Below are 17,277 nucleotides of genomic sequence, written 5' to 3'. Positions count from 1 at the left end.
GGATTCTTAAAGATCCCTTTAACAACGCCTCGCCAGGAGCGCAAATGCCCAGGACCACCGGCACTTATACCACCACCGATTCGGGTGGCGAGCTTGTCAAGGCCTTCGTGCCCCATCCATTGCCGCCCACGATGCCGCCCCTTGACCCTGCTTGCTACATGGCCAATGCGGCAGCCGAGGCGGCGCTGGGACGGCTCTCCGCCATGTCAGGTTTGGTCGCTTCTGCTGAATGGCTGATCTACAGCTCCATCCGCAAGGAGGCCTTGTTGACCTCCCAGATGGAAGGCACTCAGGCGACACTGACGGATCTGCTGGATCAAGAATCCGGAATCGACGTGGCTAGTACCACAGACGTTAGCGACGTGACGAATTACCTGCAAGCGTTCGCGTATGTGCGAGACCAGCTGAAGCACGATCGGGGCCTGCCGATCTCAACGCGCCTGCTGTGCGAAGCACATAGCATCCTTTTGAACAGTGCGCGCGGCGAGCAGAAGCTACCTGGTGAAGTGCGCCGCTCCCAGAACTGGATCGCAGGTACCCGGCCAGGCAATGCTCTTTACGTCCCCCCGCCTCACATGGAAGTCGGACGGTTGCTGGGTGAGATGGAGCACTATATCCACGAGACTACGACAAACCTTCCTCCTCTGGTCCGCATTGCCTTGATCCATGCGCAGTTCGAAACGAGCCACCCGTTCCTTGATGGCAATGGGCGCATAGGCCGCTTGCTGATTGCAGCATTGCTGGAAGACTGGAAGCTGCTGCCGGAGCCACTGCTCTATGTCTCTGGCGAACTCAAGAAACATCAAGCCGAGTACTACCGGCTCCTGTCGGCCATCCGCGCCGATGGCGACTGGGAGAGTTGGATCCGCTTCTTCCTCGACTGCACGACCGAAGCCGCCGAGAACGCCCAAAGAAACATCATCGACATCGCCTCACTCATCGCAGCCGACCGGAGAAAGGTCATGGCTGCGAAAGACGGCACGGTGCAGGCGATCCGCTTGTTCGAAATGCTGCCTACGATGCCGCGCTTCACCATTACATTTGCAGCTGAAAGGCTGGGGGTGACATTTCCCACCGCCAGTGCGGCTGTCAAAGTCCTGCAAAGCGTTGACGTCCTTGTCGGTACCGAGAATCAGAAACGGAACCAGCAGTTCAGCTACAAGCAATACACCGAACTGCTGCAGCGCTAGGGAGGTAGGCGCAGCCCGCGCATCGAAGTGAAGACGTTGAATCTCCCCCTAATGCGTACCCAGGCGGATCAACGATCCCCCATCACACGCTCGTCCCAACCGCCAGGGCACGCATCTTCGATGGCCTGACGGCACGCCCGGCCACGCACTCTCACTCGATGTTCTGCACCTGTTCGCGGATCTGGTCGATCAGCACCTTCAGCTCCACCGCCGCATTGGACGTACGGCTGTCCACCGACTTCGAGCCCAGCGTGTTGGCTTCGCGGTTGAACTCCTGCAGCAGGAAGTCCAGGCGGCGGCCGACCGGCTCACGCTGCTTGAGCACGCGGCGGATCTCGACGATGTGGCTGCCGAGGCGATCCAGTTCCTCATCCACATCCAGCTTCTGCAGCCACAGCACCAACTCCTGCTCGGCGCGGCCGGGGTCGACCGGATGCGGCAGGTCAGCCAGGCGGGCGGCCAGCTTGGCGCGCTGGCCGTCGCGAATGGCCGGAATCAGCGTGCGCACTTCGGTGGCGATGCGTTCGATGCCGTCCACGCGCTCGCTGATGGCAGCGGACAACTTGCCGCCTTCACGTTCACGGGCTTCGACGAAACCGTCCAGCACCTGGTCCAGCAGCGCAAGGGCCTCGGCCTGCAGCGCGGCAGCATCGGTGGCCTCGCCGCGGGTGACGCCCGGCAGCTGCAGCAGATCGGTGAAGCTGACCTGCAGGTTGGGGAAATCGGAGGTCAGGCGGTGCGCCAGGCGACCCAGCTGGCCCAGCAGGGCCTCGTCCACCTGCAGGTTGGCGGCGGCTTCCGGCGCGCGCAGGCGCATCACCAGATCCAGCTTGCCACGGCTCAGGCGCGCGGCAATGCGCTCGCGCAGCTGCGGTTCCAATGCCCGCAGTTCATCGGGCAGGCGCGTGCCGACCTCCAGGAAGCGGTGGTTGACCGAGCGCAGCTCGCAGCCCAGCGTGCCCCACGGGGTGACCCGCTCGCCGCCGGCATAGGCGGTCATGCTTCGAATCATGGAATGTGTCCGGTGCGTGCAAAGGGGGAATGGTACCCTAGCGCCCTCACCAGAGCCCCCTTGCCCGCCCCGTGAAGGCCGCGGGCGTGGCGGCGTACTCCCTCGCCATTACGGAACCCGCACCATGTCCGATTCCCGCCCCAGCGGCCGCCAGCCCGACCAGCTCCGTCCGGTCGTCATCCAACGCGGCTTCACCCGCCACGCCGAAGGTTCGGTGCTGGTCTGCTTCGGTGAAACCCGTGTGCTGTGCACCGCCAGCGTCGAGAACCGCGTGCCGGGCTTCCTGCGTGGCAAGGGCGAGGGCTGGGTGACCGCCGAGTACGGCATGCTGCCGCGTGCCACCCACACCCGCAGCGACCGCGAAGCCGCACGCGGCAAGCAGGGCGGTCGCACCCTGGAGATCCAGCGCCTGATCGGCCGCAGCCTGCGTGCCTGCGTGGACCGCAATGCACTGGGCGAGCGCACCATCACCCTCGACTGCGACGTGCTGCAGGCCGACGGTGGCACCCGCACCGCTGCCATCACCGGCGCCTACGTGGCCCTGGTCGATGCGGTGAACGTGCTGATGAAGCGTGGCGACATCAAGCGCAACCCGATCCTGGGCGCCGTGGCAGCGGTGTCGGTGGGCGTCTACCGCGGCACCCCGGTGCTGGACCTGGACTACGCCGAAGACAGCGACTGCGACACCGACATGAACGTGGTGATGAACGACGGCGGTGGCTTCATCGAACTGCAGGGCACCGCCGAAGGCCATGCCTTCCGTCGCGACGAATTGGATGCGCTGCTGGGCCTGGCCGAGAAGGGCGTGGCCGAACTGCTGGCCGCACAGCAGGCAGCGCTGTCGGCATGAGCCGGCGCATCGCCCTGACCACGCTGGTGGTGGCCGACTACGACGAAGCCATTGCCTGGTACACCGGCAAGCTCGGCTTCGCGCTGCTGGATGACATCGACCAGGGCCACAAGCGCTGGGTGGTGGTCGGCCCGACCGACGGCAGCGCTGCCGCACTGCTGCTGGCACGCGCCAGCGACGACGAGCAGCGCAGCCGCATCGGCAACCAGACCGGTGGCCGCGTCGCCTTCTTCCTCAACACCGACGACTTCCACCGCGACCACGCAGCGATGCTGGCCGCCGGGGTAGAGTTCCTGGAAGCGCCGCGCGAAGAACCCTATGCAACGGTGGCGGTGTTCCGCGATCTGTACGGCAACACCTGGGACCTGCTGGAGCCCCGTCAATGAAGCAACTGGTACTGGCCAGCCACAACGCTGGCAAGCTGGTGGAAATGCAGGAGATCCTCGCCGATCTGCCGCTGCAGATCACCTCGGCCGCCGAGCTGGGCCTGGGCGACGTGGAAGAGACCGGCCTGACCTTCGTCGAGAACGCGCTGCTGAAGGCGCGCGCGGCCTCCGAAGCGACCGGCCTGCCGGCGCTGGCCGATGATTCGGGCCTGATCGTCGATGCCCTCGGCGGTGCACCAGGCCTGTACAGCGCGCGCTATGCCGGCCATCCGACCAACGCTGCGGCCAACAACGCCAAGCTGCTGGAGGCGATGGCCGACATTCCCGATGGCCAGCGCGACGCCCGCTTCTATGCGGTGATCGTGCTGCTGCGCCACGCCACCGATCCGCAGCCGCTGATCTGCGAAGGTCGCTGGGAGGGGCAGATCATCCGCGAACTGCGTGGAACGAATGGTTTCGGCTACAACCCGGTGTTCCTGGATACCACCCACGGCCTGACCGCCGCGGAGATGGAGCCGGCACTGAAGAACGCCATCAGCCACCGTGCCCTCGCCCTGCAACAGCTCAAGCAGCAGCTGGCGACGCTGTACTGACGCCACCCGATCGAACCAGGGAAGCCGGCCAGCGGCCGGCACTACCGAAGAAGCCCATGCCGCACGCCCACGACCACTGCAACCACCTGCCCGGCGAAGCCTGCTCCGCTGACCACGACAGCCCGCCGCGACTGGTGCCACCGCCGCTGTCGCTGTACGTGCACCTGCCGTGGTGCGTGCGCAAATGCCCGTACTGCGATTTCAATTCGCACCAGGCCAAGGGCGAGCTGCCGTTCGATGCCTACATCGATGCGCTGCTGCGCGACCTCGACCAGGACCTGCCGCTGGTCTGGGGCCGGGTGGTGCACAGCGTGTTCTTCGGTGGTGGTACGCCCAGCCTGTTCCCGCCGGAAGCGATCGACCGCTTCCTGCAGCAGGCCAGCGCACGCCTGCGCTTCGCGCCCAATGCCGAAATCACCCTGGAAACCAACCCGGGCACCGCCGAACACGGCCGCTTCGACCGCTATCGCGCAGCCGGCGTGAACCGCCTCAGCTTCGGCATCCAGAGTTTCGACGATGCGATGCTCAAGCGCCTGGGCCGCATCCACGACAGTGGCGAGGCCGAGCGCGCGGTGAAAATGGCGCAGGACGCGGGCTATGACAACTTCAACATCGACCTGATGTACGCACTGCCGGAACAGACCCTGGCCGGTGCCGAGGCTGATCTGGAACGCGCGTTCGCGCTGCAGCCGGCGCACATCTCGCACTACCAGCTGACCCTGGAACCGAACACGGTGTTCTTCGCGCGGCCGCCGCAGGGCATTCCCGATGAAGACAACGCCTGGGACATGCAGGAGCACTGCCAGGCGCTCCTGGCGCAGGCCGGTTTCGGCCAGTACGAAGTCAGTGCCTACGCCCGCCCCGGCCGGCAGAGCGCGCACAACCTGAACTACTGGCGCTTTGGCGACTATCTCGGCATCGGTGCCGGCGCGCACGGCAAGATCAGCTCCGGTGCAGAGGAACACGTGCTGCGGCGTTGGAAACTGAAGCATCCGCAGGCCTACCTGGACAGCGCTGGCACGCCAGCCTCGTTCGGCGGTGACGAGGTGATCGCACCCGAGCGCCTGCCGTTCGAGTACATGCTGAATCTGCTGCGCCTGCATGAAGGCTTTGGCCTGCGCGATTTCGAGTCGCGCACCGGGCTGCCGCGCAACGTGCTTGATGCACCGCTGGCCGAGGCCGTGCAGCGCGGTTGGCTGGACGTGACGGATGGCCATGTGCAGCCGACCGAGCTGGGCCGTCGTTTCACCAACGATGTGGTGAGCCTGTTCCTGGAGGAATGATCCCTTCCGCCGTAACGGGTAGTGCCGGCCGCTGGCCGGCAATCCGATAAAGACAGAGTTGCCGGCCAGCGGCCGGCACTACCGTTCATCCACCGGGCATGGCCCGGCGAACAAGGTGCACATTCACCCTAAAGTAGCGCCGACAGCGGCCGACACGGTAGATTCACCAGATCGATCCGCGGGAATCCGGGTACCGCCTGCCGATGTCAGCTGTCTTTTCCATCACTCCTGCCGACAAGAACCGCCTGGCCGCCAGCGACCTGCCACCGCGGGTGCGCGAACTGCTGGGCGCGTTGATCGGCCTGTGCCGGCAAACGCTGGCCGCGCCGCTGATCCTGACCGTCGAAGCGCTGGAGCAGACCCTGCTGCACGACGCCGACCGCGCGCGCAATCCGCAGCAGCAGTCCGAACTGATGGCCCAGCGCGGCCAGCTGCACACCTTCTCCGGTCACTTCGCCGACCGCATGCTTGATGCCGTTGCCGAAGCACTGGCACGCCTGCGCGAGCCGGCTGCCGCCGCCACGAGCAGCACGGCTCCACCACCGCTGCCCGGCATGCTGGGGCTGTCGCTGGTGGCCGAGCATGACGTCGACCGCGACCTGCTGCTGACCGAGATGGTGCGGCGGGAAACCCTGCGCTCGACCAACACGCTGAACCTGCTGGGCCAACGACTGGGCGTGCTTGCCGCAGCGCCGGCTTTCGAAGCCGACACACTGCCACTGGCGCCGCAGGCGCTGTGCGCGATGGTGCGCAGACTGGCCGAACAGGATGCGCTGGGCGCCGAGGTGCAGCTGGCGCTGTACCGCAGCTTTGAACGGCAGGTGCTGGAGCGGCTGGGTGATGTACTTGACCGCGCCAATGCACTGCTGGCCCAGCACGGCGTGCTGCCGGGGCTGGTCTACACCCCCTATCTGGCGCGTTCCTCGAGCACGCGGCGGATCATCACCCAGTCGGTGGGTGGCGGCCGCACCACGCAGCCCGCAAAACGCGCCGCTGCGCCACTGACCGGCTGGAACGGTTCGGCCCCCTCGGGCTCCTGGTCGAGCCTGGTGCAGGACGCCTTCAACGAGGGCGGCGCTGCCGGCCCCGCCACCACGCCTGGATTGACCACGTCCACCGGCAGCGCACTGCATGAGCTGTTGCAGCAGGCACGCCATGCCAGCGCCGCACCCGCGGACAGCGGCGCCGTACCCAGCGCTGCGGTGGACGCCATACTCGCGCGCCTGCAGGCCCAGTCCAGTGCCGCCACCGGCGTGGCCGACCTGCAGGCCGCCGTCGTCGCCCAGCTGCGCAGCGAGCACGGCGCGCAGGCCCAGCTCGGCAGCCACGACCGCGACAACCTCGACCTGCTGCGCCTGTTGATGCAGCAGGTGCAACAGCAACAGCGCCCCGACCCGGTGCCCGCCGCATTGCTGGCGCGCCTGCAGGTACCGCTGGCGCGTGCTGCGATGGCCGACCCGGGCTTCTTCGTACGCGACGAACATCCCGCGCGCGAGCTGCTCAACCAGATCGCCGAGGTCGGCGCCAACTGGCTGGGCGACGATGATGTCGACCCGCAGCTGCTGCAGCGCATGGCGCAGAGCGTGCAGGGCCTGCTCGGCCAGGATGCACGCGCGCCGGAAGCCTTCGCCGCTGCCAATGAAGATGTGCAGCAGCACCAGCGTGCCGCCGCGCATCGTGCCGAACTGGCCGAACGCCGTCACGTGGAAGCTGCACGCGGCAAGGAACGGCTGGAACTGGCCCGGCGCCAGGCCAGCGCCCGCATCGATCAGTGCTGCGATGCGCAGGAGCCACAGCGCTTCGTGCAGACCCTGTTGCGCCAGGCCTGGGCCGATGCCCTGACCCTGACCCGGCTTCGCCATGGCGACGACTCACCACAGTGGCAGGAGCGCCTGCAGCAGACCGAGCGCATCGCAGCGGTGACCGCACAGCCGGTAGATACCGCTGTCGGCACCGATACGGTGCTGGCCGCCGAGGTCGAAGCAGCCTTGCTGCAGGTTGGCTACCACGCCGAGGAAGCCGCTGCCGTCGCCCGCCGCCTGGCCACGCCCGGTGGCGAGGATGACAGCACCTCGCGTACCGAACTCAGCGCCCGCCTGAAGGCACGCGCGCGCCTGGGTGAACATGCCGGCACGACCGCCGGTACCGCTGCCGACGCACCGCGCAGCGATTCCGAAGAAGCGGCGTACCAGCAACTGTCGACGCTGCCGTTCGGCAGCTGGTTCGATATCGACAACGACGACGGCACCCTTCGCCGCCAGCGACTGTCCTGGTACAGCCTGCTGACTGGCCACGCGTTGCTGGTCAACGCACGCGGGCAGAAGATCGCCGATACCGACCTGGATACGTTGGCCCGGCAGATCAGCGCTGGCCATGCGCAACTGGTCACCGAGGACAAGGGCCGGCTGGTCGACCGCGCCTGGCAGGCCAGCCTTGGCGCATTGCGCACATTGGCCGGTGATCGCACGCAGGAGACCCACGCATGAAACCCGTCCCGCCGCAGGACACGCGCCGCGCACCGCGCCGCCAGGTCTCGGACCTGGTGCCGGTCACCGACCAGATGCGCGAATGCGTGGTCGGCCGCCTCGGCAATGTCTCCGAGACCGGCATGCTGATGCTGGCCAGCGCCCCGCTGCGCGAAGATGCGCTGTACCAGCTGCGCTTCCCGCTGCCGATGGGTGATGGCCGCCAGGAAGCGATCGATGTCGGCGTGCATCTGCTGTGGAGCGAGCCGGCGCACGTACCTGGACAGAGCTGGACCGGCTTCCGCTTCCTGACCCTGTCACGTGAACATCGGCAGCTGCTGCGCCAGTGGGTGGGCGAGGACAGCGACGAGGGACCGCTTTCGACGGCCTGAGTGCCGGTTCCGGCACAGCGGTTTTTCGCGGTATGCGGCAGAATCTAGGGCCGTTTTCCGTGTCGAGCCACCGCAATGATCCAGCAAGACCCCGGCGCCCTGTATTCCGACCACCTGGCCGTGCTGTTCCGACGCGCCGAACAGGCACTGGCCCGCGGCGGCTTCGACCATCTGGTGGTGCCCAGCGGTACCCTGCACTACCAGGTGTTCGACGACCGCGACTACCCGTACGCGGTGAACCCGCAGTTCAAGGCCTGGCTGCCGCTGACCCGCGTGCCCAACAGCTGGATCGTGTTCACCCCGGGCAAGCGCCCGGCGGTGATTTTCCACCAGCCCTTCGACTACTGGCACGTGGTGCCGGACGCACCCAGCGGCTGGTGGGTGGAGCACTTCGACATCCACATCATCCGCAAGCCCGAAGAGGCGCTGGCGCTGCTGCCGGCCGATCCGTCGCGCTGCGCGATCCTCGGCGAGCCGCAGAGCGCGCTGGGCAGTTATGTGCCGAACAACCCGGCACCGGTGGTGAACTACCTGGAATGGCACCGCGGCAGCAAGACGCCGTATGAAATCGCGTTGATGCGCCAGGCGCAGGTGCTGGGCGTGCGCGGCCATCGCGCCGCCGAGGCCGCATTCCGCAACGGCGCCGACGAGTTCAGCATCCACATGGCGTACTGCCAGGCCGTGGGCCAGGATGCCACCGAGCTGCCGTACGGCAACATCGTGGCGCTGAACGAACACGCCGCCGTGCTGCATTACACCGAGCTGGGCCGCAAGGCGCCGCAGCCGCTGCGCAGCTTCCTGATCGATGCCGGCGCCAGCGCGTACGGCTACGCCAGCGACATCACCCGTACCTACGCCGCGCACGGTCACGATGAATTCGCGGCGATGATCGCTGCCGTCGATGCCGCGCAGCAGCAGATGTGCGCGGCGGTGCGCCCGGGCTTCGACTACAAGCAGCTGCACGTGGACGCGCACCTTTCGCTGATGGGCGTACTGAAGGACTTCGGCGTGATCAAGGTGTCGCCGCAGACCGCACTGGAGACCGGCGTCAGCGCCGCGTTCTTCCCGCACGGCATCGGCCACCTGATCGGCCTGCAGGTGCACGACGTGGCCGGCTTCGCGGCCAGCGACGAAGGTGGCCGCATCGAGCGCCCGGCCGGCCATCCGTACCTGCGCCTGACCCGCGTGCTGGAACCGGGCATGGTGGTGACCATCGAACCCGGCCTGTACTTCATCGACATGCTGTTGAATGAAGTGAAGGACGCCGGTCATGGCGATGCGATCAACTGGGACCGCATGGACTTCTTCCGTCCGTATGGCGGCATCCGCATCGAAGACGAAGTGCTGTGCACCGAGGGCGAGGCGGACAATCTGACGCGACCGGTGTTTGCGGCGGCGAACGGCTGAGTCCCTCGTGGTTGGTCGCGGAAATCAGAAGCCGCGCTTGGCCGGGCGAGGTGGGTTTGCAGGACACGCCGTAAACCCATCCATGGGGGCTCGATGGCGCCATCCATGGCGCCAACGGTCCTGCAAACCCACCCCGCCCGGCCTTTGACAGTTTCCTGCGCGCGTTCAACCACGGAAAAGAAAAAAGAAAAGCAGAAGCGGGTCGCTCGCTGCGCTCGCTCTGTGTCGACCAAGGTCGACACCTACCAACAGCCGCGCGTTCCAACGGCCGCAGTCGCCAGTAGATCCACGCCATGCGTGGAGGATTCATTCGATATCTGACAGATGTGCCGACCAACGGTCGGCACCCACCAACAGCCGCGTGAACCTGTCGAAGGCGGGGCACGGTGGGTTTACGGGGTGTGAGCCGCATGGATGCGGCGACCAAGCCTCCAGGGATGGATTCACGGCGTCCCCGCAAACCCACAGTGCCCCGCCATCCCACGGATAGCCCGCTTTGGCCTTGGCTTTGGCTGTTGCCTCTGCGGGTGCAGGGCTGCAAGCCCTGCCGAAACCCCTTACCCCGCCATCACCGCTTCGATCTCGTCGGCACTGCGCGCCAGGCCGTCGGTCAGCACGCGATGGCCGTCGTCGGTGATCAACACATCATCCTCGGTGCGGATGCCAATACCGCGCCAGCGCGGTTCCACCGTCGTGTCGTCCACGCCGATGTACAGCCCCGGCTCGATGGTGAAGGCCATGCCCGGCTCCAGCAGGCGCGAATCGCCGGCCAGGCGGTAGTCGCCCACGTCGTGCACGTCCATGCCGATCCAGTGCCCGGTCTTGTGCCGGTAGAAGCGCTGGTACAGGCCCTCGGACAGGTTCTTTTCCAGCGTGCCCTTCAGCAGGCCCAGCCGCAGCAGGCCTTCGGTCAGGGTCTGCACCGCCGCCAGGTGACCCATCTCGTAGGCCACGCCCGGCTTGGCCTGGGCCAGTGCCGCGGCCTGTGCATCACCGACCAGGTCGTGCAGCGCGCGCTGTTCGGCACTGAAACGGCCGTTCACCGGGAACGTGCGGGTGATGTCGCTGGCATAGCCACGGTACTCGGCACCGGCATCGATCAGCACCAGCTCGCCGTCACGCGAACGTGCGTTGTTGTCGCGGTAATGCAGGATGCAACCGTTGCGGCCGGCACCGACAATGCTGCAGTACGCCGGCACCGCATCGCTGGCACGGAACACCCGCTCCAGTTCGGCCTGCAGTTCGTACTCGTGGATGCCCGCCTTCGCTGCCTTCATCGCCGCCAGATGTGCGCGCACGCTGATCTGCGCGGCGTGGTGCATCAGCGCCACTTCCGAACCGGACTTGAACAGGCGCTGCTCATGCAGCAGATGGCCCAGCTCCAGGAACTCATGTGGCGGCTGCGCACCGTGGCGCACCTGCGAACGAACGCGGTTGACCCAGCCGATCAGCTTCAGGTCGAAGTCGGCATCGCGGCCGAAGTGGTAGTAGACGCGCGAACGCCCTTCCAGCAGGCCCGGCAGGATCTCGTCCAGATCATCGATCGGATAGGCATCGTCCATGCCGTACTGCGCCACCGCGCCTTCCTGGCCGGCACGCCCACCGTCCCAGGCTTCGCGCTCGGCGTCGCGCTCGCGGCAGAACAGGATCGCCTCGCCGTGGCGACGGCCGGGAATCAGCACCAGCACCGCTTCCGGTTCCGGGAAGCCGCTCAGGTACTGGAAATCCGAATCCTGCCGGAACGGGTAATGGGTATCCAGGCTGCGCACCTTCTCGGCTGCGGCGGGCAGCACCAGGATCGCGTCCTCGCCGGCCATGTCCATCAGCTGGCGGCGGCGACGCTTGTACTCGCCGGCCGCGATGCCGGTGCGCTGCTTGATATCCATCAGTTCAGGCGCTGCCGATGGCGCGAGGCCAGCACCACGTCACCGTGCAGCAACAGCACCGCCACGCGGATGAACTCCTCGATCTCCGACAGTGCTTCGTCGTCATCGTCACCACCGGCCTCGAAATCCTCGCTGGAGGCGCGGGCCAGGCTGGCCATGTCGTTCAGCGCTTCCTCGCCCTCTTCGGACAGCGCCGGGCGATGGCCACCACTGCCCAGGCCGAAGCCGCCGAGGAAGCTGCGGGTCCAGGCGAACATGGCATCGGCCTGCGCGGCCACGTCGTCGTTGTCGGTCAGCAGCAGCTCGAAGGCGAAGTCGCGGTCTTCCAGCTGCTTGATGGTGACCTGCAGCAGCTGTGCCAGCACGCTGTCGGCGGCCACCGGCGGCAGGTTGTCGTCGGCCAGCACGCGCGCCGGCCAGTCGTTGCCAGGGGCGCCGCCGGCGGCCAGCCAGCCGCACAGTGCGCCGTGCAGCTCGGCAGCGGTGGCGCCCAGGCCCAGTTCCTGGCTGGCGCGGGAAACGTCGTCGACGGAGGGAAGTTCGGTCATCGTGCGGCTCGTTCGGATAAGGAAACCAGGAGCGCGCACGCGCGCGCCCGTGAGACCGCCTAGTGTAGCAACCCAACGGCCTCCTCCCCGTGGCCGCCGGGCCTTGCTGCGACAGCGCTTGACCGCCCTTGCCCCGCTTGCCTATCGTGCCCGCATGGAACCCGCCGATCCCCTTGCCCAGCTGCAGGACTTCGCCGCCCGCGTGGAAGCGTTGCTTGAACGCAACCAGCGGCTGGCCGAGGAGAACCGCAGCCTGCGCCATCAGCAGGAACAACTGGTGGCCGAGCGCTCCACGCTGCTGGCCAAGAACGAACAGGCGCGCTCGCGGGTGGAAGCAATGATCAGCCGGCTCAAATCCCTGGAGCAGCACACATGAGCGCCGAACCGGTCAGTGTCCGCATCCTCGATCGTGAATACACCGTGGGTGTCGGCGGCGATGAACGCGACAGCCTGATGGCCGCCGCGCGCCTGCTCGATGCACGCATGCGCGAGATCCGAGGCAGCAACCGCATGGCCGCGGTGGACCGCATTGCGGTGCTGGCCGCGTTGAACCTGGCCCACGAACTGCAGCTGCTGCGCGACGAAAACGCCCGCCAGGCGGTGGCGCTGCAGCAGACGCTGGCCGACCTGAACCGGCGTCTGGACCGCGCGATCGACGGCACCCCATAGAAAAAGGGGACGGAGGGGATTAAGGCGCATTCGCCCCTTCTGTGCTGGAAACGTCTTAATCCCCTCCGTCCCCTTTTCTCATATCTGAATTGGCACGGACTGTTGCCGACGAACGGCCTATCCAGATCCTGCGTGCTGGCTATAATGGCCACGCGTTCTCTGCGGTACTCGACGGCATGTGCAAACATTCGCCTTGTCCCTTAAGAACGACACCGGGAGCGCGACAGCGCCGGGAGTGCAGGTCCGCCTTGTAGCGGGAAGCCCGATGGTTCTCCAGCGTTCCCACTTGAGCCCCCGGGTTCAAGGTCGTTTCGCATGCATCGACATTGCGGAGAATGCAATATTCCAGCAAGGGCGGCGTCTTCGGGCGTCGCCCTTGTTCTTTCCGGCACAATGACGGCTGATCCTTGCCGCACGCTGCCATGACCGACCCGCGCCAGGCCCTGCGCCACGACCTGCGGCAACGCCGCCGCGACCTTTCCGCCGCTGAGCGCATTGCCGCCGCCGAATCCCTCGCCGATGCCCTGCTGGCCCTGCCCTTCGCCCCGCGCAAAGGTGCCGTGGCCGGCTACTGGGCGCTGGATGGCGAAATCGCCCTGCACCGCTGGCAACTGCAGCTGCCCGAAGGACTCACCTACTGCCTGCCGGTACTGGCCGGCGACGTACTGCGCTTCGCGCCGTGGCGGCCCGGGCAACCGCTGACCAGCAACCGTTACGGGATCCCCGAGCCGGATGTGGCCGTGGAAGACACCCTGGAACCAACGCAGATGGCGCTGGTGGTGACCCCGCTGGTGGGCTTCGACACACAGTGCCGGCGGCTGGGCATGGGGGGCGGCTGGTATGATCGCAGCTTCGCCTTCCGCCACGACCGGCCGGCGCCGCCCTGGCTGGTCGGCGCTGCGTTCGCGGTGCAGCAGGTCGAGTCCTTGCCGGTGGCGTCGTGGGACGTGCCGGTGGATGCGATCTGCACCGAAGACGGCCCCCTGTTCCCCTCCGCTGCCCCCGTGAACGCATGACCGCCCGCAAGCGCTACTGGCTGATGAAGTCCGAACCGGACGCCTTCTCCATCGATGACCTGGCCAAGATCAAGGTCGAACCCTGGAACGGGGTGCGCAACTATCAGGCGCGCAACTTCATGCGCGATGGCATGCAGGTGGGCGACGGCATCCTGTTCTACCACTCCAATACCAAGGTGCCGGGCATCGTCGGCCTGGCCACGGTGGCCAGCCCAGCCTACCCGGACGACACCCAGTTCGACCCCAAATCCGACTACCACGACCCCAAGAGCACGCGCGAAAACCCGCGCTGGATGCTGGTGGACGTGGCCTTCGACCGCAAGCTCAAGCAGGTGATCGCGCTGGACGAGATCAAGCTGCACGCCGAAGAGCTCGGCGAAGGCTTCCCGCTGGTTGCCAAGGGCAACCGCCTGTCGGTGTTCCCGGTGACCGCCGCGCAGTGGAAGCTGCTGCTGTCGCTGGAAAAGAAATCCTGATTCCTTGCCTGAGAGTTCTCCCATGTCCGAAGCCAAGCGCCTGGCCGCCGAGAAAGCCATCGAGTACGTTGAAGACGGCATGATCGTCGGCGTCGGTACCGGTTCCACCGTGGCCTATTTCATCGATGCCCTGGCCCGCATCCAGCACCGTATCAAGGGCGCCGTGTCCAGCTCCGAACAGAGCACCGCGCGCCTGAAGCAGCACGGCATCGAGGTGATCGAGCTGAACCACAGCGGCAACCTGTCGCTGTACGTGGACGGCGCCGATGAGTGCGATGCCAACAAGTGCCTGATCAAGGGTGGCGGCGCCGCACTGACCCGCGAGAAGATCATCGCCGAGGCCAGCGAGCGCTTCATCTGCATCGTCGACCCGAGCAAGCAGGTGCCGGTGCTGGGCAAATTCCCGCTGCCGGTGGAAGTGATCCCGATGGCGCGCAGCCTGGTCGCCCGCCAGATCCGCGACATGACCGGCGGCCAGCCGACCTGGCGCGAAGGCGTGGTGACCGACAACGGCAACCAGATCCTGGACATCCACAACCTGCAGATCACCGACCCGGAAAAGCTGGAGCGCGAGCTCAACCAGCTGCCGGGTGTGGTCTGTGTCGGCCTGTTCGCGCGCCGTCGCGCCGACGTGGTGATCGTCGGTGGCGAGCCGCCGGTCGTGCTCTGACCTTTGCAAGGATCCTGACGATGTCGCTGTTGCGTTCGCTGCTGATGCTTCCGCTGCTGGCCCTGGCCGGCTGTGCCACCGATGCGGCCCGCCACTGGGTCGAGCTGGATGGCGCCCGCTACCAGGTGGAGCTGGCCACCAACGATGAAACCCGCGCGCGCGGGTTGATGTTCCGCGACCAGATGGCCGCCGATCACGGCATGCTGTTCATCCACGACCGCGAGGAAATGCAGGCGTACTGGATGAAGAACACCAAGCTTGCGCTGGACATCCTGTACTTCGACAGCCAGCGCAAGCTGGTCAGCCAGCAGCGCGATGTGCCGCCGTGCTCGGCCGGCGACATGTGCCCGCCCTACCCCAGCGGTGGACCGGCGCGCTATGTGCTGGAGCTCAACGCCGGCCAGGCCGAGAAGCTCAAGCTGAAGGACGGCACCGAGCTGACCTTCGGCCCGGGCATCGAAAAGTAAACGATGCGGCCGGCCAGCGGCCGGCACCCGCGATAGTGCCGGCCACTGGCCGGCAACCCTGCAGGGGTCAGATCCCTTTCGCACGCGAAAGGGATCTGACCCCTGACTTTTTCACGCGACACCGCTTGAAACCGCCTGCAATTGCCGCCAGTCTGTGGTCATGCAGGACCGGATCTCACTCCCCGACTGGGATGCACTGGCCGACCTCGAAGACGAGGCGCTGCCACTGTTGCCGACCGCGCTGCTGATCGCGCGCGATGAATACCCCGATCTGCAGCCGTCCACGTACGACGCGCTGATCCAGAGCCACGTCGACCACCTCCGCTCGGAAGTGGACAGCATCGATAACAGCCCGCTGAAGATGGCGGCAATCAACCGCCACCTGTTCGACGAGCTGGGCTACAGCGGCGACCACGACGAGTACTACGACCCGCGCAACAGCTACCTCAACCAGGTATTCGAGCGCCGCCTGGGCAACCCGATCTCGCTGGCACTGGTACAGATGGAAGTCGCGCGCCGGCTGGGAATCCCGCTCGACGGCGTGTCCTTCCCCGGCCACTTCCTGGTGCGCCTGCCGGTGGACGACGGCGTGCTGGTGATGGACCCGTTCAATGGCGGCCGCCCGCTGGACGTGGACGAACTGCGCGAGCGGGCCAAGTCACACCTGGGCGGGCAGATGCCCGACGACCAGGTGCTGGCGCAGATCCTCGACCCGGCCCCTGCGCGCGCAATCCTGATGCGGATGCTGCGCAACCTGCACGGCGTGTATGCCGAAGCGGGCGAATGGGACCGCGCTGCACGCAGTGCCGACCGCCTGCTGAAACTGGCCCCGGAGCAGGACGACGCCCTGCGCGACCGTGGCCTGGCCTACCTGCAGCTGGAGTATCTGGCCGGTGCCCGCCATGACCTGGGGCAGTACCTGAAGCGCAATCCCGAGGCCAGCGATGCGCAGTGGCTGCGCGAGAAGCTGATCGACCTGGGTGGACCGGTGCCGCGGCTGCATTGAGGATGTCGGTGTGTGGACCAACGGTCCACACCCACCGGATGGGCCGGGTGGCCCACCAATCAATCGACCTCGACCATCTCGAAATCGGCCTTGGTCACGCCGCAATCCGGGCAGGTCCAGGTCTCGGGAATGTCTTCCCAGCGCGTCCCCGGCGCGATGCCCTCCTCCGGCAAGCCTTCCGCTTCGCTGTAAAGGAAGCCGCAGACCACGCACATCCAGGTGCGCAAGGTGGTGGGGGTGGCATCGCTCATCGGATAATCAGGACTGGATTCACGGGCCGCCATTGTCCCATCGCGGTCCACTCACCGGTAGCCATCGATGACTTCTGCTTCCCCGGCGCCCCGCGGCGTCTACCTGATCACCCCGGACGAGCCCGATACCGCGCGCCTGCTGGACCGCACCGCGCCGCTGCTGGCCGCCGGCGCCACCTGGCTGCAGTACCGCAACAAGACCGCCAGTGACGCGCTGCGGCGCGAGCAGGCCACCGCCCTGCAGGCGCTGTGCGCGGAACACGGCGTGCCGCTGATCGTCAACGACGACCCGGCGCTGGCCAAGGCGGTCGGCGCCGCCGGCGTGCATCTGGGCGGCACCGATGGCGACATCCCCAGCGCGCGCGCCCTGCTCGGCGCGGATGCCATCATCGGCGCGTCCTGCTACGACCAGCTGGCCAATGCCGAACAGGCCGTGGCCGCCGGCGCCAGCTACGTGGCCTTCGGCGCATTCTTCCCGACCACCACCAAGATCACTACCAGCCGCGCCCATACCGACCTGCTGCGGCAAAGCGCCGCACTGGGCGTGCCGCGGGTGGCGATCGGCGGCCTGACGCCGGACAATGTCGGTCCCATCATCGACGCCGGCGCCGATCTGGTCGCCGTGGTCAGCAGCGTGTTCGCCGCCGAAGACCCGGTGGCGACCCAGCGTGCCTACCTCGCCCAGTTCGCGTAATGCCCAGGAAAGCCCC

General features: G+C 66.9%; 20 protein-coding genes and 1 other RNA gene. 17 read left to right on the top strand and 4 right to left on the bottom strand.

Features of this window, described 5'->3' with window-relative positions:
* Positions 1-44 precede the first annotated feature (44 nt).
* Positions 45-1,190, top strand: a complete 1,146-nt coding sequence (locus AC0Z6F_RS12680) for a Fic family protein (RefSeq protein WP_448123389.1) — start codon at positions 45-47, stop codon at positions 1,188-1,190.
* A gap of 151 nt (positions 1,191-1,341) precedes the next feature.
* Here the strand turns inward: AC0Z6F_RS12680 and AC0Z6F_RS12675 are convergent, their stop codons facing one another.
* Entirely contained in the window at positions 1,342-2,202 is an 861-nt protein-coding gene (locus AC0Z6F_RS12675) for a YicC/YloC family endoribonuclease (RefSeq protein ID WP_012511999.1), read from the bottom strand.
* 124 nt (positions 2,203-2,326) lie between these two features.
* Here AC0Z6F_RS12675 and rph point away from each other — a divergent pair, with 124 nt between their 5' ends.
* The 7 genes from rph to pepQ all read left to right on the top strand — a co-directional run bounded on the left by rph (position 2,327) and on the right by pepQ (position 9,578).
* Positions 2,327-3,052 carry a ribonuclease PH gene (gene rph / locus AC0Z6F_RS12670; RefSeq protein WP_049426699.1) on the top strand — a complete coding sequence of 242 codons (726 nt, stop codon included), beginning with the start codon at positions 2,327-2,329 and terminating at the stop codon, positions 3,050-3,052.
* Positions 3,049-3,438 (top strand): VOC family protein, encoded by a 390-nt coding sequence (locus tag AC0Z6F_RS12665; protein WP_485616950.1) that lies wholly within the window; start codon positions 3,049-3,051, stop codon positions 3,436-3,438. Before rph ends, AC0Z6F_RS12665 begins: the two co-directional genes overlap by 4 nt.
* Positions 3,435-4,031, top strand: a complete 597-nt coding sequence (gene rdgB / locus AC0Z6F_RS12660; protein WP_485616949.1) for an RdgB/HAM1 family non-canonical purine NTP pyrophosphatase — start codon at positions 3,435-3,437, stop codon at positions 4,029-4,031. The genes AC0Z6F_RS12665 and rdgB overlap by 4 nt, the downstream gene beginning before the upstream one ends.
* 56 nt (positions 4,032-4,087) lie before the next feature.
* Positions 4,088-5,314, top strand: coding sequence for a radical SAM family heme chaperone HemW (hemW, locus tag AC0Z6F_RS12655; RefSeq protein ID WP_065723796.1), 1,227 nt, complete (start codon positions 4,088-4,090; stop codon positions 5,312-5,314).
* Between the two features lie 203 nt (positions 5,315-5,517).
* On the top strand, positions 5,518-7,800 hold the full coding sequence (locus AC0Z6F_RS12650; protein WP_485616947.1) for a DUF1631 family protein: 2,283 nt from the start codon (positions 5,518-5,520) through the stop codon (positions 7,798-7,800).
* The gene (locus AC0Z6F_RS12645; RefSeq protein ID WP_006389793.1) at positions 7,797-8,171 is read left to right on the top strand and encodes a PilZ domain-containing protein; all 375 of its coding nucleotides are present in this window, start codon (positions 7,797-7,799) and stop codon (positions 8,169-8,171) included. Before AC0Z6F_RS12650 ends, AC0Z6F_RS12645 begins: the two co-directional genes overlap by 4 nt.
* Positions 8,172-8,246: 75 nt before the next feature.
* Complete coding sequence (pepQ, locus tag AC0Z6F_RS12640) at positions 8,247-9,578, top strand: Xaa-Pro dipeptidase (RefSeq protein ID WP_485616946.1); 1,332 nt, start codon at positions 8,247-8,249, stop codon at positions 9,576-9,578.
* 557 nt (positions 9,579-10,135) lie between these two features.
* Here the strand turns inward: pepQ and AC0Z6F_RS12635 are convergent.
* Both AC0Z6F_RS12635 and AC0Z6F_RS12630 read right to left on the bottom strand, forming a co-directional pair.
* Positions 10,136-11,458 (bottom strand): aminopeptidase P N-terminal domain-containing protein, encoded by a 1,323-nt coding sequence (locus tag AC0Z6F_RS12635; protein ID WP_087986246.1) that lies wholly within the window; start codon positions 11,456-11,458, stop codon positions 10,136-10,138.
* Positions 11,459-11,463: 5 nt separating this feature from the next.
* Complete coding sequence (locus AC0Z6F_RS12630; protein WP_485616945.1) at positions 11,464-12,012, bottom strand: YecA/YgfB family protein; 549 nt, start codon at positions 12,010-12,012, stop codon at positions 11,464-11,466.
* 154 nt (positions 12,013-12,166) lie between these two features.
* Between AC0Z6F_RS12630 and AC0Z6F_RS12625 the strand changes: the two genes are divergently transcribed.
* The 8 genes from AC0Z6F_RS12625 (at position 12,167) to AC0Z6F_RS12590 (ending at position 16,316) form a co-directional block, all read left to right on the top strand.
* The gene (locus tag AC0Z6F_RS12625) at positions 12,167-12,388 is read left to right on the top strand and encodes a TIGR02449 family protein (RefSeq protein WP_005410898.1); all 222 of its coding nucleotides are present in this window, start codon (positions 12,167-12,169) and stop codon (positions 12,386-12,388) included.
* Positions 12,385-12,681 (top strand): cell division protein ZapA, encoded by a 297-nt coding sequence (locus AC0Z6F_RS12620; protein WP_006389797.1) that lies wholly within the window; start codon positions 12,385-12,387, stop codon positions 12,679-12,681. Before AC0Z6F_RS12625 ends, AC0Z6F_RS12620 begins: the two co-directional genes overlap by 4 nt.
* A 153-nt stretch (positions 12,682-12,834) precedes the next feature.
* A non-coding RNA gene (ssrS, locus tag AC0Z6F_RS12615) (6S RNA) lies at positions 12,835-13,020 on the top strand.
* Between the two features lie 83 nt (positions 13,021-13,103).
* Complete coding sequence (locus tag AC0Z6F_RS12610) at positions 13,104-13,697, top strand: 5-formyltetrahydrofolate cyclo-ligase (RefSeq protein ID WP_485616944.1); 594 nt, start codon at positions 13,104-13,106, stop codon at positions 13,695-13,697.
* Positions 13,694-14,173, top strand: a complete 480-nt coding sequence (locus tag AC0Z6F_RS12605; protein ID WP_485616943.1) for an EVE domain-containing protein — start codon at positions 13,694-13,696, stop codon at positions 14,171-14,173. The genes AC0Z6F_RS12610 and AC0Z6F_RS12605 overlap by 4 nt, the downstream gene beginning before the upstream one ends.
* Before the next feature lie 22 nt (positions 14,174-14,195).
* Positions 14,196-14,843, top strand: a complete 648-nt coding sequence (gene rpiA, locus AC0Z6F_RS12600; RefSeq protein ID WP_006389802.1) for a ribose-5-phosphate isomerase RpiA — start codon at positions 14,196-14,198, stop codon at positions 14,841-14,843.
* A 20-nt stretch (positions 14,844-14,863) separates the two neighbouring features.
* Entirely contained in the window at positions 14,864-15,310 is a 447-nt protein-coding gene (locus AC0Z6F_RS12595; RefSeq protein ID WP_012512009.1) for a DUF192 domain-containing protein, read from the top strand.
* A 160-nt stretch (positions 15,311-15,470) separates the two neighbouring features.
* On the top strand, positions 15,471-16,316 hold the full coding sequence (locus tag AC0Z6F_RS12590; protein WP_010484022.1) for a SirB1 family protein: 846 nt from the start codon (positions 15,471-15,473) through the stop codon (positions 16,314-16,316).
* A 59-nt stretch (positions 16,317-16,375) separates the two neighbouring features.
* Here the strand turns inward: AC0Z6F_RS12590 and AC0Z6F_RS12585 are convergent, their stop codons facing one another.
* On the bottom strand, positions 16,376-16,600 hold the full coding sequence (locus tag AC0Z6F_RS12585) for a rubredoxin (protein ID WP_014038358.1): 225 nt from the start codon (positions 16,598-16,600) through the stop codon (positions 16,376-16,378).
* Positions 16,601-16,634: 34 nt separating this feature from the next.
* Between AC0Z6F_RS12585 and thiE the strand changes: the two genes are divergently transcribed.
* Positions 16,635-17,261, top strand: a complete 627-nt coding sequence (thiE, locus tag AC0Z6F_RS12580) for a thiamine phosphate synthase (protein ID WP_012512011.1) — start codon at positions 16,635-16,637, stop codon at positions 17,259-17,261.
* Positions 17,262-17,277: the final 16 nt, after the last annotated feature.

The sequence above is a fragment of the Stenotrophomonas sp. 1L-E-5-B-C3 genome (assembly GCF_057292075.1).
Note: the sequence above shows the minus strand (reverse complement) of the source record. Positions and strands in the feature narration are given on the sequence as shown.